27 protein-coding genes are annotated in these 23,985 nt (G+C 42.7%); 21 read left to right on the top strand and 6 right to left on the bottom strand.

Annotated elements, in window-relative coordinates:
* The first annotated feature begins 160 nt into the window (after nt 1-160).
* Nucleotides 161-1,780 (top strand): MDR family MFS transporter, encoded by a 1,620-nt coding sequence (locus P8596_RS13790; RefSeq protein WP_061810783.1) that lies wholly within the window; start codon nt 161-163, stop codon nt 1,778-1,780.
* A gap of 67 nt (nt 1,781-1,847) precedes the next feature.
* On the opposite strand, the gene P8596_RS13785 is transcribed toward P8596_RS13790, so the two are convergent.
* On the bottom strand, nt 1,848-2,096 hold the full coding sequence (locus tag P8596_RS13785) for a DNA alkylation repair protein (protein ID WP_224519717.1): 249 nt from the start codon (nt 2,094-2,096) through the stop codon (nt 1,848-1,850).
* A gap of 71 nt (nt 2,097-2,167) precedes the next feature.
* Between P8596_RS13785 and P8596_RS13780 the strand changes: the two genes are divergently transcribed.
* From P8596_RS13780 to P8596_RS13765, 4 genes are all read left to right on the top strand, one after another.
* Nucleotides 2,168-2,452: a hypothetical protein gene (locus P8596_RS13780; protein WP_279724157.1), complete on the top strand. Its 285-nt coding sequence runs from the start codon at nt 2,168-2,170 to the stop codon at nt 2,450-2,452.
* A gap of 102 nt (nt 2,453-2,554) precedes the next feature.
* Complete coding sequence (locus P8596_RS13775; RefSeq protein ID WP_279724156.1) at nt 2,555-2,914, top strand: rhodanese-like domain-containing protein; 360 nt, start codon at nt 2,555-2,557, stop codon at nt 2,912-2,914.
* A 320-nt stretch (nt 2,915-3,234) separates the two neighbouring features.
* The gene (locus P8596_RS13770) at nt 3,235-4,035 is read left to right on the top strand and encodes a CAP domain-containing protein (protein ID WP_279724155.1); all 801 of its coding nucleotides are present in this window, start codon (nt 3,235-3,237) and stop codon (nt 4,033-4,035) included.
* A 181-nt stretch (nt 4,036-4,216) separates the two neighbouring features.
* Entirely contained in the window at nt 4,217-4,993 is a 777-nt protein-coding gene (locus tag P8596_RS13765) for an SDR family oxidoreductase (protein ID WP_279724154.1), read from the top strand.
* Between the two features lie 42 nt (nt 4,994-5,035).
* Here the strand turns inward: P8596_RS13765 and P8596_RS13760 are convergent, their stop codons facing one another.
* Nucleotides 5,036-6,394: an MATE family efflux transporter gene (locus P8596_RS13760; RefSeq protein ID WP_279724153.1), complete on the bottom strand. Its 1,359-nt coding sequence runs from the start codon at nt 6,392-6,394 to the stop codon at nt 5,036-5,038.
* A gap of 148 nt (nt 6,395-6,542) precedes the next feature.
* Here P8596_RS13760 and P8596_RS13755 point away from each other — a divergent pair, with 148 nt between their 5' ends.
* The 7 genes from P8596_RS13755 (at nt 6,543) to P8596_RS13725 (ending at nt 12,846) form a co-directional block, all read left to right on the top strand.
* The gene (locus P8596_RS13755; protein ID WP_279724152.1) at nt 6,543-7,310 is read left to right on the top strand and encodes a carotenoid biosynthesis protein; all 768 of its coding nucleotides are present in this window, start codon (nt 6,543-6,545) and stop codon (nt 7,308-7,310) included.
* Complete coding sequence (locus tag P8596_RS13750; RefSeq protein WP_224519725.1) at nt 7,307-8,023, top strand: lysophospholipid acyltransferase family protein; 717 nt, start codon at nt 7,307-7,309, stop codon at nt 8,021-8,023. The genes P8596_RS13755 and P8596_RS13750 overlap by 4 nt, the downstream gene beginning before the upstream one ends.
* Before the next feature lie 13 nt (nt 8,024-8,036).
* On the top strand, nt 8,037-9,131 hold the full coding sequence (locus P8596_RS13745; RefSeq protein WP_279724151.1) for a glycosyltransferase family 2 protein: 1,095 nt from the start codon (nt 8,037-8,039) through the stop codon (nt 9,129-9,131).
* The gene (locus P8596_RS13740) at nt 9,128-10,615 is read left to right on the top strand and encodes a phytoene desaturase family protein (RefSeq protein WP_279724150.1); all 1,488 of its coding nucleotides are present in this window, start codon (nt 9,128-9,130) and stop codon (nt 10,613-10,615) included. Before P8596_RS13745 ends, P8596_RS13740 begins: the two co-directional genes overlap by 4 nt.
* 139 nt (nt 10,616-10,754) lie before the next feature.
* Nucleotides 10,755-11,825: an undecaprenyldiphospho-muramoylpentapeptide beta-N-acetylglucosaminyltransferase gene (locus tag P8596_RS13735; protein WP_224519728.1), complete on the top strand. Its 1,071-nt coding sequence runs from the start codon at nt 10,755-10,757 to the stop codon at nt 11,823-11,825.
* Nucleotides 11,826-11,885: 60 nt separating this feature from the next.
* Nucleotides 11,886-12,035, top strand: a complete 150-nt coding sequence (locus P8596_RS13730; RefSeq protein ID WP_079531931.1) for a YflJ family protein — start codon at nt 11,886-11,888, stop codon at nt 12,033-12,035.
* A gap of 232 nt (nt 12,036-12,267) precedes the next feature.
* A complete protein-coding gene (locus P8596_RS13725; protein WP_279724149.1) occupies nt 12,268-12,846 on the top strand; it encodes a hypothetical protein in 579 nt (192 codons plus the stop codon).
* A gap of 62 nt (nt 12,847-12,908) precedes the next feature.
* Here P8596_RS13725 and P8596_RS13720 read toward each other — a convergent pair whose 3' ends face one another.
* From P8596_RS13720 to P8596_RS13705, 4 genes are all read right to left on the bottom strand, one after another.
* Nucleotides 12,909-13,466: a GNAT family N-acetyltransferase gene (locus P8596_RS13720; protein ID WP_254651691.1), complete on the bottom strand. Its 558-nt coding sequence runs from the start codon at nt 13,464-13,466 to the stop codon at nt 12,909-12,911.
* A 275-nt stretch (nt 13,467-13,741) separates the two neighbouring features.
* Nucleotides 13,742-14,872 (bottom strand): amidohydrolase, encoded by a 1,131-nt coding sequence (locus P8596_RS13715; RefSeq protein ID WP_279727007.1) that lies wholly within the window; start codon nt 14,870-14,872, stop codon nt 13,742-13,744.
* A 63-nt stretch (nt 14,873-14,935) separates the two neighbouring features.
* Entirely contained in the window at nt 14,936-15,535 is a 600-nt protein-coding gene (gene uptA, locus P8596_RS13710; protein WP_279724148.1) for an undecaprenyl phosphate transporter UptA, read from the bottom strand.
* A gap of 10 nt (nt 15,536-15,545) precedes the next feature.
* On the bottom strand, nt 15,546-16,325 hold the full coding sequence (locus P8596_RS13705; protein WP_279724147.1) for an undecaprenyl-diphosphate phosphatase: 780 nt from the start codon (nt 16,323-16,325) through the stop codon (nt 15,546-15,548).
* Nucleotides 16,326-16,548: 223 nt separating this feature from the next.
* Here P8596_RS13705 and P8596_RS13700 point away from each other — a divergent pair, with 223 nt between their 5' ends.
* From P8596_RS13700 to P8596_RS13660, 9 genes are all read left to right on the top strand, one after another.
* The gene (locus P8596_RS13700; RefSeq protein WP_254651689.1) at nt 16,549-16,872 is read left to right on the top strand and encodes a DUF4870 domain-containing protein; all 324 of its coding nucleotides are present in this window, start codon (nt 16,549-16,551) and stop codon (nt 16,870-16,872) included.
* An 852-nt stretch (nt 16,873-17,724) separates the two neighbouring features.
* A complete protein-coding gene (locus P8596_RS13695; protein WP_279724146.1) occupies nt 17,725-18,720 on the top strand; it encodes a helix-turn-helix transcriptional regulator in 996 nt (331 codons plus the stop codon).
* 130 nt (nt 18,721-18,850) lie between these two features.
* Complete coding sequence (locus P8596_RS13690; RefSeq protein WP_229592559.1) at nt 18,851-19,066, top strand: PLD nuclease N-terminal domain-containing protein; 216 nt, start codon at nt 18,851-18,853, stop codon at nt 19,064-19,066.
* The gene (locus tag P8596_RS13685) at nt 19,063-19,965 is read left to right on the top strand and encodes an ABC transporter ATP-binding protein (RefSeq protein WP_279724145.1); all 903 of its coding nucleotides are present in this window, start codon (nt 19,063-19,065) and stop codon (nt 19,963-19,965) included. The genes P8596_RS13690 and P8596_RS13685 overlap by 4 nt, the downstream gene beginning before the upstream one ends.
* The gene (locus P8596_RS13680) at nt 19,962-20,738 is read left to right on the top strand and encodes an ABC transporter permease (RefSeq protein ID WP_254651686.1); all 777 of its coding nucleotides are present in this window, start codon (nt 19,962-19,964) and stop codon (nt 20,736-20,738) included. Before P8596_RS13685 ends, P8596_RS13680 begins: the two co-directional genes overlap by 4 nt.
* 105 nt (nt 20,739-20,843) lie before the next feature.
* The gene (locus tag P8596_RS13675; RefSeq protein ID WP_279724144.1) at nt 20,844-21,722 is read left to right on the top strand and encodes a GNAT family N-acetyltransferase; all 879 of its coding nucleotides are present in this window, start codon (nt 20,844-20,846) and stop codon (nt 21,720-21,722) included.
* Entirely contained in the window at nt 21,719-22,135 is a 417-nt protein-coding gene (locus P8596_RS13670) for an NUDIX domain-containing protein (protein ID WP_279724143.1), read from the top strand. Before P8596_RS13675 ends, P8596_RS13670 begins: the two co-directional genes overlap by 4 nt.
* On the top strand, nt 22,125-22,997 hold the full coding sequence (locus P8596_RS13665) for a patatin-like phospholipase family protein (RefSeq protein ID WP_279727006.1): 873 nt from the start codon (nt 22,125-22,127) through the stop codon (nt 22,995-22,997). Before P8596_RS13670 ends, P8596_RS13665 begins: the two co-directional genes overlap by 11 nt.
* A gap of 135 nt (nt 22,998-23,132) precedes the next feature.
* Nucleotides 23,133-23,828: a hypothetical protein gene (locus P8596_RS13660; RefSeq protein ID WP_224519739.1), complete on the top strand. Its 696-nt coding sequence runs from the start codon at nt 23,133-23,135 to the stop codon at nt 23,826-23,828.
* Nucleotides 23,829-23,985: the final 157 nt, after the last annotated feature.

Here is a 23,985-nt window from a genome sequence, read left to right as displayed (position 1 = left end):
GTAAATGTCACTGTTCTGCTTCAGAAACAGAGGTGTTCAGCCATATATTTGACAGGAATGAAAAAAGGGTTGACCTTTAGATTGGTCATCCCTTCTATTATGCTCATTTACTTAAGTTGGTTAATTATTCATACTATAAATATTGAGGGAGACAGAGAATATGGAGCATTTAGAACATCGTAAAAAAGTACTGATCATGATTGCGATCATGTCAGCCATGTTATTTGCCGCATTGAATCAGACCATTGTGGGGACTGCATTGCCGAAGATCATTTCTGAAATCGGAGGCATGGATTATTATAGCTGGGTATTCACCATCTTCATGTTGACCAGCTCCGTAACCGCCATATTGGTCGGTAAATTATCCGATATGTATGGAAGGAAGCCTTTTATTCTACTTGGAATAGGAGTCTTTATGATTGGTTCGTTCTTAAACGGGCTTTCCGCTTCCATCATACAGTTAATCATTTTCCGGGGGATTCAAGGATTCGGGGCCGGAATGATCATGTCCACCGCCTTTACTGCTGTCGGGGACTTATTCTCTCCACGTGAAAGAGGGAAATGGCAGGGGCTGATGAGCAGTGTGTTTGGTTTAGCCAGTGTATTCGGTCCGACACTTGGGGGTTGGATCGTAGATAATGCCGATTGGCACTGGGTATTCTGGGTATTCCTTCCGGTAGGTTTCATTGCATTTGGGATGATTTATAAAATGTTCCCTTCCCAAGAACCAAATAGAGGCTTGAAAGTGGATTACCTGGGATCGATCATGCTGACTTTAACGATCATTCCGTTATTACTTGCCTTTACGTGGGGTGGAAACGATTATGAATGGGTTTCCCTTCAAATCATTGGACTACTGACCATCTCGGTTGTAGCACTGGTCCTATTCATCATAACGGAAAAAAGAGCAAGTAACCCTGTACTTCCACTGCAATTGTTTAAAAATAAGATCTTCACCCTTTCCAATATCATTGGATTCATACTCGGAGCCGGAATGTTCGGGGCCATTATGTATATGCCGTTCTTCATTCAAGGCGTAATGGGTACCTCTGCGACAAAGTCCGGACTTGTGATGATGCCTATGACATTGAGTATGGTATTTGCCAGTACGATCGGGGGACAAATCATTACAAAGACAGGGAAATATAAGTTTCTTGCACTGATTGGTTTGTTCGTCATGAGTACGGGTATGATCCTATTATCCTTTATGGATACGGATACGACCAACGCCAGAGCCCTGATGAATATCATTATAGTAGGAACGGGACTTGGACTGAGTTTTCCCGTCTTTACACTGACGGTTCAAAACGCAGTGCAGCATAAGTTCCTTGGTGTCGCTACGGCTGCTACGCAATTGTTCAGACAAATCGGAGGGACGATAGGGGTAGCCATCATGGGGACTGTGATGAATTCTTCCATGACGTCAAAGATGACAGAGAAAATGTCTGCAGTAAAAGACTCTCCATTACTGACAGATCCTGAAACGGCTGGCGTCATGAAGCAGCTTCAAGATCCACAGAACATCATGAACGGCGGGAAATTAAAAGAGCTTCAATCAACATTGCCACAAGAATTCCAAGGGATCTATGCATCCATTCTGGATGGTGTCAGAGAATCATTGAGCTATGCGTTAACGAATGTTTTCTTTATTGGAGCCATGGTTCTCCTCGTAGGATTTGTTTTAACCTTCTTTATGAAAGAGATCCCATTAAGGATGTCAAATAAAGATGTTCCAGAGGAAGAAAAGGAAACGAAGCTTAAAAAAGCTTCCAATCACTGATGACCATGAAATAAAAGAGGGTGACCATGTCTGCTGCAAGTAGCAGGCTTGGTTACCCTCTTTCTGATTATGACATTGTGCTTTCTCCAAATTTCTTAAAGGTCATTTCATCCTCCACCAGGCCGCAAGCCGCACATTGAACTTTTAACTGGGGACCGTTGTAAGCGAGGTGGAACGGCTCGAGTTGATTTTGCTCGTAATTCTGAACGACTTCTCCTGAAGCAGGATCAAGTTTCACACTCTGAGGTACTTGTTGTATAATATTAAATCGTGTTCGATTCGTTTTACAGCTGGGACAGCGATAGGGTGTAGTCATTAAGATCACCTTTCTTCGTTTTTTTTTAGTATGGTTAAAAAATAAAGATTTTATGTAAAGGATGATTGAATATGTCAGTAGTATTCAACGATTTGCTGATATCATACAGACAAATATGGAAAAACCGCATGTTAGCAAACAATGACGTATCACCGGAACAAGTATTGAAAGAAGCCATTAAACGTGAACTCCAAGATGCTAATAGTCACCCGAGGGTTCGTAAGTCTATTGAGGTTAAATATTATTTGGCCACTAAAAGAATTACTGAATCCGACTTGTCAAACGATGATAAAGTCCGTTTAATTCATCTACATATCGAAATGGCCGCACAATTAATGAAAGACAGGAATCTCTAATCAGGATTGATCATCATGAAAGTAAATACGAGCAGTTCGCTTTTCAACTATACCTGCTCAGGTATATAATGAGAGGAGTTTAATGAAAAGGGTGATACCAGTATGCCTCTACTAACCATATTATTAGTCAGTATACTCTCATATATGATCTATTATCGATATGTTCCCGTACGAACAAAACAATGGAATTCCCTTGAAGTGACGACAGAACATGTCGTAGTGGATGTCAGGGATTATCAGGACTCGTCCAAAGGAGATTGCGAAGAGGTCATAGCCTTGCCTTGCGGATACATTCGAAGATATGCAAGTGATATTCCAAAAGGGCCTGTCATTGTGATGGGAAGCAATTTCGTCGAGTGTAATGTGGGCGTGAGACAATTAAAACGGCTAGGCTTCGGTGTGAAGGGATACCTGCTCATCGATTCTGACAAAAAATGCAATGAATACCTTTCTTTGGGATGAAATCCTTCCTGTTTTGAAATGTTCCTGTAATATCCGTTACATTGGATGGGCTCTTAAAAACCTGTCAAGAATAAGATACCGGTAATAATTAGTTGCAGCATCCAATTCATTCAGCTGTTGGAAATGTAAGTAAATCATTTAAAAAGTGCTTTTCTCCCTACTAGAATCAGTGGTTACTATCTTACTATAAGGAAATTGTCTTTCAAAATAGAACAATTGATTACTAGTTACCAAGTTCTCCCGTAAATGTAACAAAAACAGGGTGGTATGATGAATGTGCAGCAAAGAAAAACACATTCACTAAGGAGGAATTCATTTTTATGAATAAGAAAATGATGGTTTCAGCAGCAACAGCATTAACATTATTAGCAACTCCATTCGCAGCAGGTAAAGCTGACGCTGCAGCACCGTGTCCAGCACAAGATAAGGTCGCTCAAAAAGTGAACGCCTTTAAATATAATGGTAATCAAGAAGATCTAAACAAATTTGTTCAAGATGTTCTATCAAAATACCAAATCAACGGTCAAAATATAAATGTACAAGAATTATTGAATGGACAGGCTCCAAAAGCAGAGGCGGCGGCACCTGCTCCGGCTAAGGAAGCACCAAAAGCAGAAGCACCTGCACCGGCAGAAGCACCAAAAGCAGAAGCACCTGCACCTAAGTCAGAAGCACCAGCTCCAGCTCCGGCTTCAAATGAGCAAAAACAACAGTCAGAGCAAGCAAGTGAACAATCTGGTCAATTAAGCCAGTTTGAACAAAAAGTAGTGGAATTAACTAACCAGGAACGTGCAAAACAAGGTCTTCCAGCTCTTAAAGTAGATGCAGAATTAAGCAAGGTAGCACGTGAGAAGTCTCGTGATATGCAAGCGAACAACTACTTCTCTCACACAAGCCCTACGTATGGTTCACCATTCGACATGATGAAGCAGTTTGGTATCGAGTACAGCTCTGCAGGTGAAAACATCGCTATGGGTCAACAGACTCCTGAAGAAGTAGTACAGGCATGGATGAATAGTGAAGGTCACCGTAAAAACATCATGAGTTCAAACTACACTCACATTGGTGTGGGATATGTAGAGAACGGTAACTACTGGACTCAACAGTTCATCGGTAAGTAATTTCATGAACGAAAAGCAGTCTCTCTTTGGAGAGGCTGCTTTTTTTAGTTTTCCGTAATCAAATGATGCTATACGCCTCTTTTTTCATACCATGTTGAACGAGTTATGTAAGAGCTTAGATTTGCATTTCATGATAATCATTCTTACTATTGAAATATAACGAGTACGTGGAGTGAGCTTGATGAAAGAAGTTAAAGTTGTCCTGATAACGGGCGGATCAAAGGGAATCGGAAGAAAGACCGTGGAGGAATTCTCTAAACAAGGTTACACGGTCATCCTGAATTATAGAAGTGAGGATTCTTTTGTAGAAGGGTTGGTTGATGAATTAACCCAAACCTACTCCAATTCCATCATCCCGGTTAAGGGGGACATTTCCGTGCCGGAAGAATGTGAAAGGATGGCATCCGAAATCTGGAATAAGGTGGAGAGCGTCGACATCCTGATTCACAATGCCGGACCCTATGTTAAAGAACGAAAGTCTTTTGCCGAATATTCCCCAGAGGAATGGAATTATATTGTGAATGGGAATTTAAATAGTGTATTTTACTTATCCAGGTTATTGATTCCAAAGATGCGTGAAAAGCAATGGGGAAGAATCATCACATTTGGATATGACAGGGTCGAATCAGCACCGGGCTGGATTTATCGTTCTGCCTTCGCTGCGGCGAAAGCGGGACTCGCTTCCTTCACAAAAACGATTTCAATCGAAGAAGCAGAAAACGGCATAACGGCAAATATGGTCTGCCCTGGTGACATAATAGGTGATTGGAAAGAAGGCGAAATCAGCAGGGCCAAAGAACAATATGATCCACATACACCGATTGGCCGACCCGGAACAGGGGAGGATTTGGCGAGGATCATTTCGTTCCTGTGTCAGGAAGAATCCGATTTCATTACCGGTTCCATTATTCCCGTTACAGGTGGTAAGGATGTTCTAGGAAAGGTATTTCATCAATAAAGAGCAACGGCAATGAATTCCGTTGCTCTTTCAGTCACTATTCTAATGACTATATTGTTTTCTATATTTCTTTTGTATAAATAGGAGCCGACCCGACAATGTGATGGCGCCTGCCGTTAAGCCGGATGTAAGCCCAAGCCAGTAGCCGTATGGACCAAAAGTAGTGTAGTTAGCAAGGATATAACCCAATGGAAGGCCAATCACCCAATACGATACAAGAGCCATGATGAAGGTGATATTGACATCCTTATATCCTCTAAGGGCACCTTGCACAGGGGCTTGTATCGCGTCTGAAAGTTGGAAGAAAACGGCATACAATAAGAAGTGAGCCGTTAATTCTAATACATACCCATCATCCGAGTACAGATAGGCGATTTCAGAACGGAAGACGAGTAATATGATTCCATATATGACCGCTAACAGCAATGCAAAGCTGACGCCCATCCAGCTGTAAACCTTTGCATCCCTAAGCCTCTTGGCACCGACCTCAAAGCCTACGACGATGGTCAAGGCCATGGAAATGCTCAGAGGGATCATATAGAGGAAGGATGCAAAATTGATCGCTGCCTGGTGAGCAGCAATGACCACTGTATCGTAATTGCTCATCAACAAAGTAACAGCTGAAAAAATACTTACTTCGAAGAAAATGGATAAACCAATCGGTACCCCGATCACAAAGATTTCTTTCCACTTAGCCAGGTCAGGCTTATGGAAGGTACGGAAGATCGTATATTGGCTGAAAGGCCCTTTTGTATGGACGACCCAGAAGGCGATGAGCGTAATAAGCCAATAGGTGATGGCAGAGGCAACACCTGCACCCACACCTCCAAGTGCAGGGAGTCCCAACTTACCAAAAATAAGAAGATAATTGAATACGACATTAATCGGCAGGGACATGAGAGTAATGAACATGGTCACCCTCGTCATCCCAAGGGCGTCGATGAATGATCTTAATACATTATAGATGAATAAGGGAATCATTCCGAACGAGAGGGCAATGAGATACTCCTTCGCCACCATACGGACTTCAGGTTCTATATTCATACCATTTAATATCGGATTGAGGGCGAGTCCCCCAGTCACCATGACGATAAGGGATAAAGCGATGGCAGCATACACACCTTGTAACACGGTATGGGGAACTTCTTTTTTATTGCCACGTCCATTCAATTGGGCGACGATGGGCGTCACGGCCAAAAGGATCCCGCTTAATCCTGTGAAGACGGGTACCCAAAGGGAAGAGCCGATGGCGACACCTGCCAGATCAATGGGAGAGTATTTCCCTGACATGATCGTGTCGAAGAAATTCATGGCAAACATCCCGAGCTGCGTGACTAGGATGGGGATGAGTATGATGGATAGTTGTTTGATCTTATCTTTCATTGTATGAGTTTCTCTCATTGAACGTACTCCTCCTGAATGGCTTCAGATACAGCATGGTGATTTCACTATCATACTGTACCATATTTTCCTGTGGATAGAGAGTGAAATATACTTAACAAACGAGTACTCATGATGAATGAGGAAAAACACCCTATGGGAGGAAAGAATGACTAAACATTGGCAGGACTGGATTTGGATAGTGTTTATTATATGGTATGGGGTGGGGATCATCCTGGTTTCTCTCGACTTGCTGCCTCCGTCCATGCATTGGGCAAATGCCATTTTTTTATATTTAGCAGGGGTATTGGCCATTCTTTATGCCATGAAGAGGCTAGGGACCCGGCCCGGACTGATCATTTCTTTAGGCATCATGCTGCTTACGATTATCGCCGAGAGTTTAGGTGTCCATTACGGTCTTATATTCGGGTCCTATCATTATGAAAGGGATTTTGGGTTTCAATTATTCGGAGTGCCAGTGACAATTGGCTTCGCCTGGGTCATGGTGGTGTTCACCAGCATGTCACATTATGAGTTCCTCTTGCACAGGGAGAAGACTGTCAGAGGAGCGTTATTCTATAGTACAGTGACCTCTCTGTTAGCGGTGACAATGGATTTGATCATCGACCCCGTTGCCTTTAAAGGCAGGGAATACTGGATATGGGATCAAGGGGGAGCATATTATGATATCCCTGCACAAAACTTCCTTGGATGGTTTTTTGTTTCATTTTTCATCCAATGCTTCCTGTATGTATGGATGGAGCGTGAAGGATTCACTACCAAATGGAGCGGCCGGATGAGGAAGCTATACCTCCTTGTGATCTTGATGTTTATGGTGACGGCTATGGTGGAAGGGCTATGGATTGCGGTTCTTGTCACTTCGTCATTTTACACGGCATCTCTTATTCTAAGAACACGATTGGAGAAGGTAGCATGATTGAACCGAAAAAAAGTAAGAGATTTCAACAACTCCTGTCGGGCTATCTTACTTACCAGCTCAAGAAGCATTTTTATCGAGTGTGGATCGAAGACCAACGAGATTCGCTTCAACAGGGTTCAGGTCATCTGGTACTTGCCAATCATTCAAGCTGGTGGGATGGATTGATGGTCTTTTACTTAAATCATCATGTCATAAAAGAAGACAGCTTCGCCATGATGAGTCAGAAAGGAATGGAGGATTTCCCCTTCTTTCGGAAAATCGGCGCATTCTCTGTCAATCCCCATTCTCCGAAAGACCTCGTCACTTCTTTGAAATTCGCTGAGAGGTGTTTACAAGAGAAGAAAACGGTTTGGATCTTTCCTCAAGGGAAGGAAGAGCATCTTGAAAAGAGACCCTTATCCTTTATGAGTGGACCGGGTTATTTGTACGAGCGGAATGCGGAGATCATGGTCACGATGGTGACATTTTATTATACCTTTCGTCATGATCAAAGACCCGAGTTGTTCATCCGGATTGGCCGGGATGACTTGGATACAAGTCAGCTTTCAACACGGGAAGAGGTGACAGGGCACTTAAGAATGGGTATGGAAACGAGGCTTGATGGCTTGAAGAAGGATATCATTCATGAAAACATATCCTCATTTGAATTGTTGCTTAAAGGATTTCCGACTAATAGTGAGTGGTTGAGTTTTTGGAAGGGAAGAAAGTAGGGGTGGAAAGAACATGATGTATTATATACTGATCACCTTCCTATTTGTACTGGCCACGATGATCAATCTGCTCTTTTTACCAAAGCTATCCCGTAAGTTGACTGTAAATGACTTGGTTTCTGTACTGGTACCAATGAGGAACGAGGAAAGGAATGTAGAAGGGCTGATCGAAAGCATCAAACGAATCACCCATTCCCCCGTGGAATTTATCATATTGGATGATGGGTCGACGGATCGTACAAGAGAGCTCCTGACACACTTAACGAAAGACGATCCCCGTTTTAGGATCATCGATGGAAAGCACCTCCCAAAAGGATGGGTGGGAAAGGTCCATGCCTGCGACGAGCTAAGTCGGCATGCCTCAGGTTTGTATTATCTTTATCTGGACGCCGATGTGAGGGTTTCTCCATCCATCATCGAGAAAGTACTATTCCAAATGGAACAATATGATTCGGGGCTTGTAACGGGATTTCCCCATTTTCCCTTACCGACCTTCCTTAGTAAAATGCTCGTACCGTTTCAGCACTTTCTCGTCTATTTTCATCTTCCCCTCGCTGTGGCAAATCATACGACCAGAAGTGCATTCACGGCAGCTCATGGAGCATTTATGTTTTTTAAAAGGGAAGCGTACAATGATTGCGGTGGACATGAGGCTGTTAAGTCGTCCCTTCTGGAGGATGTCCACCTCTCAAGGAAAGTAAAGGAAAACGGGTGGATGGTGACACTTGTCAATAATAGCTTTGACGTGACCTGTCATATGTATGAAACGAATAAGGAAGTATGGGAAGGATTTTTGAAGAATATCTATGTAGGCACGGGAAGAAGTCCAATATCAGTTATTCTTCTTTCCCTGTTTTATTCCATTTTCTTCATCCTTCCTCTGCCTTTAGCTCTTTACGGGTTGATGTCGGGTGAGTTCGGGTACGTTCTTCCCCTGTTGGGAATATGGGTGCAAACATTCATGATCGATATCGCCTCCAATCAATCAAAGTGGCATTTTCTTTTGATTCCTTTCGCTTCCGTCTTCTTTATCTTCATCATGTGGGCGTCTATGCTGAGAGGAATGAAAAATCAGGGATACACGTGGAAAGGAAGGACCTATTCATGAAGAATATCATCATCATTGGCGGGGGATTAGGGGGATTGTCAGCAGCGATATCCCTCCAAAGTAGAGGATATCATGTTACGGTCGTAGATCAGAACCAGCACCCGGGAGGGAAAATGATGCGCGTTGAAATCGACGGCTACTCCTTTGATTTCGGTCCGAACACGATTACGATGCCACATGTCTTTCAATCAGTGATCAATGATGCTGGAGGGGACTCCTCCCGTTATTTTGAGTTTGAAAGACTTGTAAAACATACGAAAAACGTTTTTCCGGATGGAAGGATCCTTTATCAATCAGCCGACCCCGAAGAAATGATGAACGAACTTAAAGGCATCGATCCCTATGGGGCAAATCGATATTCAGAGTATTTAAAAGAGGTAGAAAAACTTTATACATTGGCGGAGAAAGGATTTTTTTACCGGGTATTTGGTTCTTGGAGGGATTATCTGTCACCAAGTCTTTCCTATAGCTTTATGAAGGTCCGTCCCTTTGAGAAAATGGATCATTTTCATAGAAGGTTCTTTCAGGATGAAGAAGTGTTGAAGGTGTTCAATCGGTATGCGACGTATATTGGCTCATCACCTTATGAGTGCCCTGCCACCTTTTCATTGATCGGTCATCTTGAGATGAAAGATGGGGTGTATTATACAAAGGGTGGAAACCCAAGGATTGCGGAAGGGTTTAGTTCTTTCTTCCAGGAACTCGGGGGGAGGATACGTCTCGGAGTCCGAATGAAAGAGATCGTGGTGAAGGGGAAAAGGGCAGTAGGTGTGACAACGGAAGATGGAGAATTTCTTCCTGCTGACGACGTGATCGTAAATGGGGATTTTATCACGGCTACGAAAGAATTGATAGAGGAGGAGGATCGACCGAGTCATCCTGACGTGAAGCTTGATTCCTATGAACCGTCGATTTCGGCTTTCGTGATATTAGCGGGTCTCAGAACCTTCCAGGAATCCATTCATCATCATCAGGTTTATTTCACAGGGGATTATCATAAGGAATTCACAGAAATATTCTCAGAAAAGAAGCTTCCGAGTGATCCAACGATCTATATCAGCCATTCGGCAGCGACAGATCCAAGCGTCACAAAGGGAAGTAATTTATTCATCCTTGTCAATGCACCGGCCATCGAATTGACAGATGAAGAAGTTCAGTCGTATAAAGAGAAGATTTATCATACATTAGAAGAAAAGGGACTGGCCATAAAGGAATCTCTGGAAGTGGAGAAGATCTACACACCGGACACCATAAAACATAAATTCTCTGCCTATAAAGGATCTCTTTACGGCCTGGCCTCTCACCGTATGACCGAAGCATTTCTTCGTCCTTCCAATGTCAGCAAGGATATCCATCACCTTTTCTACACGGGTGGAACGACACATCCCGGAGGCGGATCCCCGATGGTGACGATAAGTGGAAGAAATGTAGCCAATTATATTATAAAAAGGGATGGGGGCCATACATCCCTGTCATTCTCGTGAAAGAGTCCCTTCATTCGTTGCAAAAAGGGTCTCTTTTCTTTTTGTCAAATTTTCGTAGTTCTATCCCGCTTCTATTTTTGGTAAAGTGTATAATGGTTAGAGAGAAAGAAATTAGAATATGAGTTAGGAGTTTATACATATGAAGAAACGTATATTATTTACGGGCGGAGGATCTGCGGGCCACGTCACGGTTAATACAGCACTGATTCCACACTTTGAAAAAGAAGGTTGGGACATAACATATATAGGTTCGGAAGATGGGATTGAAAAGGAAATCATCACTGAACAATTTCCCCATATCCCATACAAAAGCATTTCCAGCGGCAAGCTGAGAAGATATTTTTCCTGGAAAAACTTTTCAGATCCGTTTCGAGTGATGAAAGGCGTGTTTGACGCATTATCCGTCATCAGGAAGACGAAGCCGGACATCATCTTTTCCAAAGGGGGATTCGTTTCCGTCCCGGTCGTGATGGCCGCAAAGATGGCGAAAGTTCCTGTTGCGATCCATGAGTCCGATGTGACCCCTGGACTTGCCAATAAATTAGCCGTCCCATTCGCAACTAAAATTTTCACCACCTTCCCTGAAACGGTTCAATCCCTTCCGAGTGAAAAATCTTTATGTGCAGGAGCCATCATCCGCGAGGAATTATTCACGGGTGATGCCCGTGAAGGGAAGAGACTAACCGGTTATTATGAGGATAAACCCGTCCTGATGATCATGGGAGGAAGTCTTGGAGCGAGAAAAATTAACGAAGCGGTAAGAGGGAATCTGGAGGAGCTGCTGACTGCCTTTCAAATCATTCATATATGTGGGAAAGGCAATGTGGATGAAAGCCTCGTACAAAAAGGGTATCGTCAATACGAATTCATCAAGGGTGAACTGCCTCATTACCTGGCGATGACAGATTTCGTGATTTCCCGTGCCGGTTCAAATTCAATCTTTGAATTCCTGGCATTAAAGAAACCGATGTTATTGATCCCCCTCTCCAGGGAAGCGAGCCGTGGGGATCAAATCCTCAATGCCAACAGTTTCGTGAAACACGGTTATGCGATAAAGCTGGAAGAAGAAGAACTGGACGAAAAGAGCTTCTTGGACCGTGTTAATGAGCTTAAGTCAAATCGCGACACAATGATCCGTAATATGGAAAAAGGTGAAAAAGCCTACACCATCCAGGATATGTATGAGGTGCTTTCCTCTATGTCCAGATAAAGAGTCATTGTACTCCCCCTTAAGCATATAGTATACAAATGGTTGAAGGGGAGAAGTGGAATGGCGTATCAATATTCAAAAGGATGGTACCTTCAAGAGCTTAAAAAGATGGGAATCAATCATCACCCATTAGAAAAAAGAAAATTGGAGAACTATAAAACATTCGTGGTAAGAAACCTGTACTTCGAAAAAATAGCTAAACAGAAATAAAAAATAGGGGCTGACTGTTTTGGTGCTGATCCTAAAGAGTAAGATCAGGCATCCATACTGTCGGCTTTTTTTAGTACATATTCAATTTTTGAAAGGTGACAGAGCCCAGGAGGAGCGGCAATCAACCACCACTCGCTTAATCAAAAGCAAATATTCATGAGATTTTCATTTAATTTTCATGTTTGAGGGTTATAGTAATCGTATAATTCTTAATGATAATAGGAGAACGTAAATGGAATCCAAATCAAAAATCAGCCATCCATCATTTTTATCGAAATTCATCCCGAATCCTAAGGAACGAAAAAATGTCATTTTTTATTTGGCATTAAGCATTTGTTTAACGGCTGCAGGAATCCTCCTCATTTCTGTCTACAGGGAAATCCTTATGGGAATGAATGAGGAATCATATAAGGAATTTCTCAAACAATTCGGGTCCGCAGCAAGAATTATTTACTTTGTCGTCCTCAGTATCTTTCCGGTATTCCTGTTAATGAAATGGAAAGGCTTGAAAGGGGTAAAGTGGAAGGGTGTAGAAATAAAACGCCTTGTCCAGTTTGTAGGAAAGCTGTTGAGGAAATGGCACGTTCCCTTAGCACTATTGGCATCGGCAGGTGTGGTGTTACACGGAATTCTGGCCATCATCAGAGATTTCGATTGGGACTTTACCAATATTACGGGGATCCTTTCGAGTATCGCGCTCTTCTTCCTTATAAGCATGGGTTTTAAGCGCTTCAAAAGGAAGGACCGAGCATGGCATTTAAAACTTGCCATCACCTTTACCGTATTCTTTATGATCCATGCCTCTTTTTAATCCGACCTAACAAAAAGGTTATCACAAAGGGTAAATACCTTTATGATAACCTTTTTCTGTTTTTAAGCTTCGAGCGCCTGCTCTTCTTCAGGCGACTGCTGAAGCTGATATAAATAGAGGGTGTACAAATCTTTAGGGATCTCATACAGATCATACACATCATCCTGAGCATTTAATTGGTCATAGAGAGATTTCCTTGATTCATTTGCCTTTACGACATAAGGAAGCTTTTCTGCGGCCTTTTGTGAACGGGTATTCACCTTTCTGATTCTCATAAAGATGGTTTCCATTCCCAGCTCAAAAAATAACTCGGAAAAGAATGCATCCTTCGCCGGCTGGTTATACCCTTTGCCATGAAACGGCTTCCCGAGCCATGTACCAAGGAATCCTGCATTTTCCTGGATATCGAATAAATTAATCGTTCCGATAGGGTTGCCCCACTCGTCCAAAATCGTGCGGGAAATAAGTTCTCCCCGCTCTTCTGCTTCAATAGTTTGTTTTGTCAGGAAAAGAAGCTCCTCATAGGAATACGCCTTTTGACGCACAAAAGGGAAGACATCCGGGTGCACCATCAGGTCATAAAGTTCATGACACTCATGTAAATCACGTTTCTTGATCATAGTAGACCCTCCTTGAGGGCAGTCTACTCGCGTACAATCCCACCCTCGAAATTTTTAAATGGTAACTAAAAAATTTCGGGGTGGGAATCGAACCCACTAAGACCAGTCAAGAAACTGGTGGCGCACCTTTTGCCTTCCCTTCATTACAGTCGCTAAAATATATGAATAGATCGCTTTGTAATCGGAAATAAATTATCCATCTGTATCATATACGAAATATCTTAAAAAGGAAATAGGTAAAATGCTGATTTTTGAAGAAAATTTTTAACAAATTTCTACACGTTTTGATAAGCGATTTCCCCGTTGACGAAAGTCAACATAGGCTTTGCCATAAAGTGAAATGGGTGGTGGCTCCACAGGACCAGATCGGCATCTTTATTTACTTCAATACTGCCGACCCGGTCAGATACACCAAGGTTTCTGGCAGGAGCGATGGTGATTCCTTCCAATGCCTTCTGTTCCTCCAATCCTTCACGCACGGCAATCGCCGCACACATGTTCAGATACTGGATGGGTGTGTAAGGGTGATCGGTCGTAACCGACACTTCGACACCTGCTTCCGTCAATTTCTGATAGGTGATCCAGCTCTTGTTTTTAAGCTCTACCTTCGAGCGTCTTGTGAACGTCGGACCGACAGAAACCTTTAAGTTTTTTCCTTTCAGCTCATCCGATATGAGGTGGCCCTCCGTGCAATGTTCTATCCGGAGGTCAAGGCTGAATTCTTCAGCGAAACGCACTGCGGATAAAATATCATCTGCCCGGTGAGCGTGGATCCGAACAGGAATTTCCCGCTTTAAAGCGGAAACGAGAGGAGCGACTCTCAGTTCCTCTGGCTGGTCACAATATTTAGCAGAGAAAAAGGCTTCCCTGAGCATCCCCATGATCCCCATCCTTGTAATGGAATCATTGTTTCCATTGCTATGGATTCGTTTCGGATTTTCCCCTAAAGCGATCTTCAATCCGGAGGTTTCTTTGATTAGCATGGATCTGATGTTAGAACCATGTGTTTTGATTACCGCTGTGGTACCTCCGATCACATTCGCGCTTCCGGGCATGACATTCACGGTGGTGACGCCGTATGTAAGGGCGTCTTTAAAGCCAGGGTCCAATGGGTATACCCCGTCGAAGGCCCTGATATGAGGGGTCATCGGTTCGATCGTTTCATTGGCGTCGTTACCCGCCCAGCCTGTACCTTCATCATAGAGTCCCAGATGAGTGTGGCAATCAATGAATCCGGGAAAAAGGAATTTCCCCTGACAATCGTACACGGAAGCGTGGTGGAATCCCTCCACGTCATGGGGGAATATTTGTTTGATTTTTCCGTCTTTTATGAGTAAAGCTCCATTATGAATAGGCTTGGATGTTATGGGATAAATGGTTACGTTTCTTAAAAGTATGGGATTCATCGTTTTTCCTTTCATGAGGCTTGTTTCCTTATTATTTTAAACAATTTTGCGTAAAAAAAGAAGTTAATCCATCCTTTTATTTCTTCTATATGAATAAATTAGATAAATAAGGGTTGAAATGACAGCTATTAAACTGAGGGGTTTAATATAGCGCGTCCCGATGACTTCAATATGCTCCCAGTGTGTACCGAGCTCCATCCCGATAATCATGAACAACAAAGTCCAGGGCAGCATGGCTGCAAAAGTGTACAAAGTGAATGTAGAGAAGGGCATGCGGCTTATTCCGGCGGGTATACTGATGGCATGCCGGACGATCGGTATGAAACGTGCCGTGAAAATGACGATCGTCCCGTGCTGCTCAAACCACTTCTCTGCAGCAAGAATATGCTTTGAATGAATAAACAGATATTTTCCGTATTTTTCAAAAAACGGTCTGCCTCCATAGTACCCCAGCCAATAAAGAAATAACTGAGCCACGGTCCCACCGACGACCCCGCTGATGAAGGCCCCGATAAACGTGAGTTTGCCGGCGGTTACCATGAAGCCTGCATAGCTCAGGACAAGCTCGCTGGGGATGAATTCTATCATAAGTGCGAGAGAGATTCCCGCATATCCCAAATCGGTTAAGAATGTAAGGATGTGTAAAATCCATTCATGGTTCATATTTTTCCTCCTACATGAATCCTGAGTATTGAAGAATGAGAATCAAGAGTCCTAAAGCCCAAACGTAATAGGAGAATATTTTCAGAGAGTGCTTTTTTAAGAAATTCACCATGGTCATAATGGCGAAATAGCCGAATACTGCAGCACTGACTGTTCCAATGGCTAAACTTGCGAAGGGAATCGCTTCAGGGGCGCCCCCGATCATTTCTTTACCCTGTAACACGATACCTCCCAGAATGGCAGGGGTAGAAAGGAGAAAGGAGAAATAGGCTGCAGTCTCTCTGTCCAATTTCCTGAATAATCCTGCTGCTATCGTTAAACCGGACCTTGAAAGGGCGGGGAATATGGCTGCCGCTTGGAAGCTGCCAATCACCAAAGCATCTGTATACGAAAGATCATCCAGCTTCTTGTATCCGTTCTTCACCCCGTCAGCGACATACATAATGCACCCTGTCACAAGAAACTCCCAACCGATGGTAGCCCCTGTCTTTGATATGGCGTCAAAATAGTCTTCGAACATAAATCCTATAATCACTGCAGGGATGGTCCCGATGATGAGAATCCAGGATAATTTACTGAAAGGGTGCCTCAGCATGTATAAAAGTTCCTTCTGATAAACGACAAAGACGGCAATCAAAGTACCGATATGAAGCATCGTATCCAGGAAAAGCCCGGCTTCTTCGAGTCCGAAAGCAAGTCTCCCGAGATAAAGATGCCCGGTGCTTGAGATGGGAAGAAACTCTGTTAACCCTTGTATAACGCCGAGGATAAAGGCCTCGATTTTGTTCATATTCACCACTGCCTTTCTTCAAATACTCTAAGGACAAACTCCTCTTCTAAACGTATATTCCGATTCGTCACATTTCATGAGAGTTGTCATGAAGAAACAAAAAAAGACCACATAAAGAAAATCTTCAAAAATAGGTGAAACTTTATGAATGAAAGGACGTAAATATAGAGGGGGATACAATTAACGTGTCTTTCTAACAGGGTTTAGACAAGGAGGAATTGACATGCCGGCAAAAGATGAAAGAATGATGGCAGCTCTTATCTATATATCAAGCTTTTTTACCGTATTCATCGGTCCACTGATCATTTGGCTCATTAAAAAGGACGAATCGGAGTTCGTGGACTTTCATGGGAAAGAATACTTGAACTTTCTCATTTCGTATGCCGTTTACGGATTTGTAAGCAGCATTCTCATGGTGGTATTAATCGGGTTTGTGCTAGCTCCCATCGTAGGGCTGATGGCCCTGATCTTCACCATCCTGGGTGCGGTAAAGGCATATGAAGGTGACTATTACAAAATCCCTACTGTCTTTCGATTATTGAAATAAACAAAGAAAGAGGCTGGGAAATATGTAAATCCATTTCCATTAAAGACGATCAGTCAAAAAAGTAGTAAGGATTACTTGTTACGCCGCTATTGATTTCCGTGCCAGACTTCGCTTTCCTCGGGCGGAAGGCAAGCCTCCTCGTCGCTGTCGCTCCTGCGGGGTCTTACCTATTCCGCTTTTCCCGTAGGAGTCTTCGTCTTGCACTCCAATCAATAGCTAGATCCTGCTATATCCACTGAATACGACTTAGCAATAATAATAAAAGTCGCGTTTTCACCAAGGTAGTTATCCATATTCAGAATATTGTTTCCCATTGATTGATCATCAGTGGTGTGTCTTAGAATGGGTCATTCACAATATGTAAGAATGAATATTTGTATTATTAACAGGATTCTGTCACTGAATCTAATAGAGTAAGAGTTCATCTATGTAATGTTGGACACTAGATAGTAATAGAAAAACACTTATACTTGGAAAGTTGATTGGAGCGGAAGGTGCTCGACTCCTGCGGGAAACGCTGGACAGGTGAGACCCCGCAGGGCAAAAGCCCGAGGAGGCTCACCGCCAGCCCCGCGGAAAGCGAGCACCTGTAGCGGAAATCAACCACTACTTACTACATCAATTCAACCCAAAATCAACAATATATACGTACACAGCTTAATGATAAATCCGAACGATTTCGATTTTTAAGGAAAATTTCGAATGTCGTTCGGATTTTCTTTTACTAAAACACTTTTGTCCAAGCCTCTTTTTCTTTTTATTACACAGAACGAGGAATGAAGAGTTGACAAAACGTTCATTAACTTTATAATTTTATAAAACTATCATCTCTAAAAAGGAGAATGCATCCCTATGACGAGGATTGATAATAAAGTAAGACTGCTGAAGCTAATGAGTATTTTAAAAGACGAAACGGACGAGGATCATGAGCTGAACCTGGATGACATCATTCTTCGCTTTAAACAGGCATATGGACCGGAATTGAAACTTAACAAGAATTCCTTAAAGGATGATCTGGATCATCTCATCCTCCATGGGTTCGATGTGACCATCAATCAGGAAAAGGATGGGCTTCCTAAATATTACAGCCACCAATATCGATTGTTCGAGTTATACGAACTCCGGATGCTCATCGATGCAGTGGTATCTGCCAAATTCATTTCGAAGAAGGAAACGAGGCAGTTGACAGGGAAGATCAAGCAGCTGACAAGCCATCAACAAGGGAGGAAGTTACATAATGAAATCCAGATCGATTCCTCCATCAAAAGTGAGAGCCCTTTTATTCGCCGCACCATCCATGATATCCATGAGGCGATTGCAGAACGGAGGGTGATCACCTTTCAATATGGTCGGTATGATGTCAACAAACAGTTTAACCTCAGTCATGAGGGCAGGCTATATAAGGTGAGACCGTATGCTCTTGCATGGGCGAATGATTTTTATTATCTTATTGCCTACTATTTTGAAGCGGACGAAATACGTCATTACCGGGTCGATCGATTGCGTAATGTTGAAGTGCTTTCAGAAACTTACCCATATGAAGGCTTCGATGTATCCAAGTACGTTCAGTCAACCTTTCAGATGTTTGCCGGAGATGAAGAGTGGATCAAGATTAAGTTTCATAACAACCTGATCAATGTGATGATTGATAAGTTCGGAAAAAATGTTAATATCCAAAGGCACGGCGAAGACCATTTTATTCTGTCAACCAAAGCCCGGGTAAGCACCGGTCTCGTAAACTGGATCCTCACATTTGGAAGTCAGGCTGAAGTGATCTCTCCGCCTTCCCTCATCGAAACCGTCAAAACAGAAGTCAATAAACTGTATACTTTATATCAAGAGAAATAACGAGCAGCGAGCCCATTAAATGAGAAGGGGCTTGCTGCTTTTCACTTGCGAAAAAAATTCTCGTGGAAAAAGTGAACGATTTTTTCTTTCTGCCGTCTTATAGTTGAAAAAGGGAAGGGAGGAAGAAAAAATGAACGAATTACAACAATCGTTACAAGCAATCAATTGGGGACTTATCGCTCCTGTTATCGTTATTCAGCTCATTCTTATGGTGGTGGCAATGATCGATGTAATCCGAATAAAATCTACAAACGGCCCGAAATGGCTTTGGGTATTAATCATCATTTTCATTAATATTATTGGACCGGTCATCTACTTCATCTTCGGAAGGAGACAGAATGGATGAATGTCTTGGAAGTATCGACTTTAGAAAAGAGGTATAAGGAAAAGCTTGCAGTGAAGGATATTTCCTTTCAGTTGAAAGGTGGGGCTTGTACTGCTTTGCTCGGGCCGAATGGTGCCGGCAAAACGACGACGTTAAATATGCTGGCAGGATTAATTAAACCTACGGCTGGGACGATCATGACTCCTGATTCCCCTGATGACATCCGTGAAATGATCGGGTATCTGCCTCAATATCCCGCCTTTTTTGAGTGGATGACCGGAAGGGAGTTCCTGATTTTCTCCGGTGAAATTTCAGGAATGAAGAAGGGGGACGCAGAGAGACGGACAGAAGAACTGATTGCTTTAGTCGGTTTGGAAGAAGGGAAGAATCGGAAGGTGGGTCAGTATTCTGGCGGAATGAAACAAAGGCTTGGAATCGCTCAGGCTCTCATTCATAAGCCTAAGCTCATCATCCTTGATGAGCCGGTATCAGCGCTTGATCCGTTCGGCAGAAGGGAAGTTCTTGACTTATTAAAGACGTTAAAGAAGGAAACGACCATTCTGTTCTCGACCCACATCTTAAATGATGCAGAACAAATTTGTGATGATGTCCTATTTCTCCATGAGGGCGTGCTGATTGAGCAAGGGGCGATCCAGGAAGTAAAGGCAAGGCACCATAAATTAAGGTTGACCTTGCATTTCAATGAGGATAGCCATGAATATACTCCAATCTTAAAGGAAAAAGAGTGGATTCATAATATGATGTCAGACGGGAAGCGGCTTTCCTTTGAGGTGGCTGATTTGGACCGGGACAGAGCCAGGATTTTTTCACTGATCACTGAGTATGGATGGGGTGTGACCAAATTTGAAAGCAGTGAACAAAGCCTGGAAGAGGTCTTCATGGAGGTGATGAAGAAATGAAAATCGGTTGGGTATTATTCAGAAAAGAAATGCTCGAGCTCATCCGTAATTATAAAATGATATGGATGCCCTTCATATTCATTCTTTTTGGTTTGACGGAACCTTTAACGGCCTATTATATGCCCGAAATATTACAATCGGTCGGGGACTTGCCAGACGGCACAGTCATATCCATACCCACCCCTTCTGCGGGTGAAGTACTGCTGTCCATCATGAATCAATTCAGCACCCTGGGTGTCCTGGTCATCGTATTGGGGTTCATGGGGACGGTGGCAGGGGAAAGGAAAAGCGGTAACGCAATATTGGTACTTGTGAAACCTGTTCCATATAATTCGTATATTTACTCCAAATGGTCGGCTGCATTCGTGTTGGTTTGGGTGTCATACAGCCTTGGAATGCTATCGGGATTGTATTATATACATCTATTATTTGATGGAATCGACTTACACATATTCATACAGGGTTTCCTGGTTTACGGCATGTGGCTGACCTTTATCATGACATTGGTGATTTTCTTCAGCAGCCTCGTACAAACGCCTGGTCTGGCTGCTTTTTATACAATCGCATCGACCATGCTAATCACCTTCTTCTCAGGATATATGACAAACACTTTAAAATGGTCGCCGGGGCAGTTGACCAGCTATGTAAATGATCTGATCCTACAGGACCGATGGACAGAAAATCTCTCAGGAACAATCTTCCTGACCCTGGCTATATGCCTGATCATCCTCATCCTCACCCCCACCCTCTCCAGAAAAAAAGAACTGAGCTGACGTCACATCGTCAGCTCTTTCCTGAAGAGGGACGGACCTCTTGGATGATGAGAAAAGGATTTCACAGATTAATGTCGAATGGTGGTAGAAGAAGGAGGATGATCCATGAAAGCCCCCCATTTTACTCATAAAGTAATTAAATTGATTCAACAAGCAGAAAGAATTGCTGAAAGACATCATCATAGAAGCATACAAAGTATTGATCTGTTCATTGGTGCTTCCCTCGTAAAGGAGGGCGCACTAAAAGAAATGCATTACCTCCTTGAACCGTACACAGATAAAATAGAAAGATTGATAGAAACCCTGAATCCTGAACCGTCTTCCGAGAATTGGATCGAACCTTTTTCCATGCCCCTATCTTTACATGCACACAGAATATGGACTTCATCGATTGATATCATGAAACGGTACAATCAAACTTTCCTGAATGAAGGACATATCATACAAGCATTTTTCTCACATATTCCTTCACATCCTCAGTTGGAACAAGTGTTGATGGAAATCCCGAAGAAACAGATCATTCAATCCGTCACCACGGCCAGAGATTTAACCGTTAATTTGTTGACGAATGATTGGATCAATAAAGAACTTAAAAGTGTTGTCATTAGTATGGTTCAACCAAACGAGAAAGAAGATTTTCTGTCCTGGGTGAAACATCAATTCGGTGAAAGATGGTTCGAAACACTAAGCGGTGCTTTTCAATCATCCTCTCCTTTCATCCCGATTTTGAAAGCAGAAGAGAAAGGGGAATTAGTCGGATTTGCAGCGTATGACGTATATATGAATAAGAAAGGGATATTCGGACCGATGGGTGTCATACCTGCCACCCGTCTTCATGGAGTAGGCAAACAGCTCCTGTACACTGCATTACACAGGATGAAAGAAAGAGGATACCTGTATGCCGTGTTAAAAGAAGCTGGTCCCATTGAATTTTACGAGAAGACGTGCGGGGCCAAATTGATCCCTTTGGATAATACCCGATGATCCATCGTGCAGGCGTCATCCTCATTGAAAATGGCAAGCTGGCGGTTATAAAAAGAATAAGGAATGGCTGTATATATTATGTGATTCCAGGGGGAGGTATGGAGGAAGGGGAAACCGAAATGGAAACGGCGGTCCGGGAAGCGAAGGAAGAAATGGGAATCAACGTCTCGGAACTGAAAATAGCGCTGACCTTCAAGCAGAATGATACACATTCCTATTATTTTGTGGGAAAATATAATGGCTTATTTGGCTCAGGAAAAGGTGAAGAATACGATTTTACCAGGGATAGAGGGAAATATATTCCCTGCTGGATCCCGATGGAGGAACTTGCCGGGAAAAAATTGTACCCTCTGGAAGTAAAGCGATTTCTATTACAGCAAAAGGCAGGTGGTCAAGAAGATGATGATAAATGAAACCGGACTCGTCCTCGAAGGTGGCGGCATGAGAGGAATATACACGGCGGGGGCACTGGAATTTTTCTTAGAGAACGGAATTGAATTCCCTTATGTCATCGGCGTATCGGCAGGTGCATGCAATGCCGCGTCTTATTTGTCCAAACAAAACGGCCGCAATAAAAAGGTGAATGTGGATTTCATCCGCGATCCCAAATATTTATCATGGCGGAACTACTGGAAAACGGGTGAATTATTCGGAATGGACTATGTCTTTGATGAAATACCGAATAAATTGGTCCCCTTCGATTATAAAGCCTTTCACTCCAACCGAACGGAATTTGTAGTCGGGACAACCGACTGTCAAACAGGAAAGCCAGCCTATTTCTCAAGGAAGGATTATGGAGAGGACCTTCTCACGATCATCCGCGCATCAAGCTCTCTTCCATTTGTGGCTCCGATTGTTGAATTTGCTTCTCGCTACCTCCTTGACGGGGGCATAAGCGATCCGGTTCCCATTGAAAAAGCCGAGCAGGACGGATTCAAAAAAAATGTGGTCATCCTCACCCGGAATAGGGGATATTATAAAAAGCCTTCAAGATTTTCGTTCCTGGTGAGAAGAAAATATCCTCAATATCCAGAGTTGCACAAAACGCTGATGAATCGCTATATGCGCTATAATCAAACGATTCAGGAGATAGAAGAAAAAGAAAAAAATGGAGAGGTATTGATCATCCAGCCTCAGCATCCACTCAAAGTAAGCCGGATTGAAAAAAATCCTCAAAAACTGGACGAATTGTACTGGCAGGGCTATCATGATGCAGAATCAAAATGGAAACAGTTAGTCGATTGGAACCGATCAGGGAAGCTGGTGCACTCATAAAACGTCAGGGATGAATAGAACCACTCCTTTGTGAAAGAGTGTTCTGTTCATTTCCCTCTGTTTTCCTGACAAATGGTCTTTTTACGGATTTTTCACATACATATGATAGAGATTCCTTGAAAGGACGAGCATTCTATGAACCTCTATCAAATATACAAAAATGAACAATATACGTTGCTTTTTAGAAGTGTCATGTATTTTCTCATTGGTGTAGGGATGCTTGTAGTGACACAGCAATTATATTATTTTCCCCTGCTGATCTTCATCCCGGCATTTTCAAATCTATATCTCAGCTATAGCCTGAAAAAGGAACTTAAGAAGGCAAACCGTCTGTATTATGAAAATATGCCCGTCTCCGAACATGCACTTGTAGGGGTCCATACAAAGGAAGGCTCCTATTATTTAAAAACGAACGGTTGGTCCCACTATTTTATTCAACGTACATCCATGATCAATAACCCAAAACAATATTTGTTTCACAGAAAGCACAAACTTCCGCTGTCATTTTCGAAATGGAGCAGAACCATAAAAATCGATCATCCTGAGAGAAGGATGATGTTTCAACTGAAATATCAAAGTGCCACCGCCATCGAATGGCAGAATGAAGGTGGGGACACGATCCTCATCTATAAAGGAAACAAGAGATGGATCTTGAACTATCAAGAAAAAAATTATCTATCCTTACAAAAAGGGTATCTCCCTCAAAGTGTTCAACGGCTGTTCGATTCCCACCACAGCTATGTATCATTTTACGAAACGTACAATGAGGATCTGGACTGGCTTCTGATCTTTCTTTGGTATGTAGACAGTGATTATTTTCTCACATCATAGTCAAGTCATTTGGGTACACTAACAAAGGAAGAATGTAACACGTATGAAAGACACATGCTTCTAATCATATAGAGGCATTTTTTTATCCCGTGATTTCATCGCCCTGTATTCTAAAAATTAGGACAAAAATCTTATTTTAGTTCTTCTTACATGATTT

It is taken from the genome of Rossellomorea sp. DA94, assembly GCF_029834455.1.
GTDB classification, from domain to species: domain Bacteria; phylum Bacillota; class Bacilli; order Bacillales; family Bacillaceae_B; genus Rossellomorea; species Rossellomorea vietnamensis.
This window is presented reverse-complemented; position numbering and strand designations above follow the sequence as displayed.

Coding starts and splice junctions, on each gene's coding strand:
- P8596_RS13740 (WP_279724150.1), top strand. CDS start 9,128: ATGAAGAATATCATCATCATTGGCGGGGGATTAGGGGGATTGTCAGCA.
- P8596_RS13730 (WP_079531931.1), top strand. CDS start 11,886: ATGGCGTATCAATATTCAAAAGGATGGTACCTTCAAGAGCTTAAAAAG.
- P8596_RS13660 (WP_224519739.1), top strand. CDS start 23,133: ATGAACCTCTATCAAATATACAAAAATGAACAATATACGTTGCTTTTT.
- P8596_RS13695 (WP_279724146.1), top strand. CDS start 17,725: ATGACGAGGATTGATAATAAAGTAAGACTGCTGAAGCTAATGAGTATT.
- P8596_RS13780 (WP_279724157.1), top strand. CDS start 2,168: ATGTCAGTAGTATTCAACGATTTGCTGATATCATACAGACAAATATGG.
- P8596_RS13670 (WP_279724143.1), top strand. CDS start 21,719: ATGATCCATCGTGCAGGCGTCATCCTCATTGAAAATGGCAAGCTGGCG.
- P8596_RS13705 (WP_279724147.1), bottom strand. CDS start 16,325: ATGAACAAAATCGAGGCCTTTATCCTCGGCGTTATACAAGGGTTAACA.
- P8596_RS13770 (WP_279724155.1), top strand. CDS start 3,235: ATGAATAAGAAAATGATGGTTTCAGCAGCAACAGCATTAACATTATTA.
- P8596_RS13735 (WP_224519728.1), top strand. CDS start 10,755: ATGAAGAAACGTATATTATTTACGGGCGGAGGATCTGCGGGCCACGTC.
- P8596_RS13700 (WP_254651689.1), top strand. CDS start 16,549: ATGCCGGCAAAAGATGAAAGAATGATGGCAGCTCTTATCTATATATCA.
- P8596_RS13690 (WP_229592559.1), top strand. CDS start 18,851: ATGAACGAATTACAACAATCGTTACAAGCAATCAATTGGGGACTTATC.
- P8596_RS13785 (WP_224519717.1), bottom strand. CDS start 2,096: ATGACTACACCCTATCGCTGTCCCAGCTGTAAAACGAATCGAACACGA.
- P8596_RS13715 (WP_279727007.1), bottom strand. CDS start 14,872: ATGAATCCCATACTTTTAAGAAACGTAACCATTTATCCCATAACATCC.
- P8596_RS13765 (WP_279724154.1), top strand. CDS start 4,217: ATGAAAGAAGTTAAAGTTGTCCTGATAACGGGCGGATCAAAGGGAATC.
- P8596_RS13685 (WP_279724145.1), top strand. CDS start 19,063: ATGAATGTCTTGGAAGTATCGACTTTAGAAAAGAGGTATAAGGAAAAG.
- P8596_RS13675 (WP_279724144.1), top strand. CDS start 20,844: ATGAAAGCCCCCCATTTTACTCATAAAGTAATTAAATTGATTCAACAA.
- P8596_RS13745 (WP_279724151.1), top strand. CDS start 8,037: ATGATGTATTATATACTGATCACCTTCCTATTTGTACTGGCCACGATG.
- uptA (WP_279724148.1), bottom strand. CDS start 15,535: ATGAACCATGAATGGATTTTACACATCCTTACATTCTTAACCGATTTG.
- P8596_RS13680 (WP_254651686.1), top strand. CDS start 19,962: ATGAAAATCGGTTGGGTATTATTCAGAAAAGAAATGCTCGAGCTCATC.
- P8596_RS13755 (WP_279724152.1), top strand. CDS start 6,543: ATGACTAAACATTGGCAGGACTGGATTTGGATAGTGTTTATTATATGG.
- P8596_RS13665 (WP_279727006.1), top strand. CDS start 22,125: ATGATAAATGAAACCGGACTCGTCCTCGAAGGTGGCGGCATGAGAGGA.
- P8596_RS13750 (WP_224519725.1), top strand. CDS start 7,307: ATGATTGAACCGAAAAAAAGTAAGAGATTTCAACAACTCCTGTCGGGC.
- P8596_RS13775 (WP_279724156.1), top strand. CDS start 2,555: ATGCCTCTACTAACCATATTATTAGTCAGTATACTCTCATATATGATC.
- P8596_RS13720 (WP_254651691.1), bottom strand. CDS start 13,466: ATGATCAAGAAACGTGATTTACATGAGTGTCATGAACTTTATGACCTG.
- P8596_RS13725 (WP_279724149.1), top strand. CDS start 12,268: ATGGAATCCAAATCAAAAATCAGCCATCCATCATTTTTATCGAAATTC.
- P8596_RS13790 (WP_061810783.1), top strand. CDS start 161: ATGGAGCATTTAGAACATCGTAAAAAAGTACTGATCATGATTGCGATC.
- P8596_RS13760 (WP_279724153.1), bottom strand. CDS start 6,394: ATGAGAGAAACTCATACAATGAAAGATAAGATCAAACAACTATCCATC.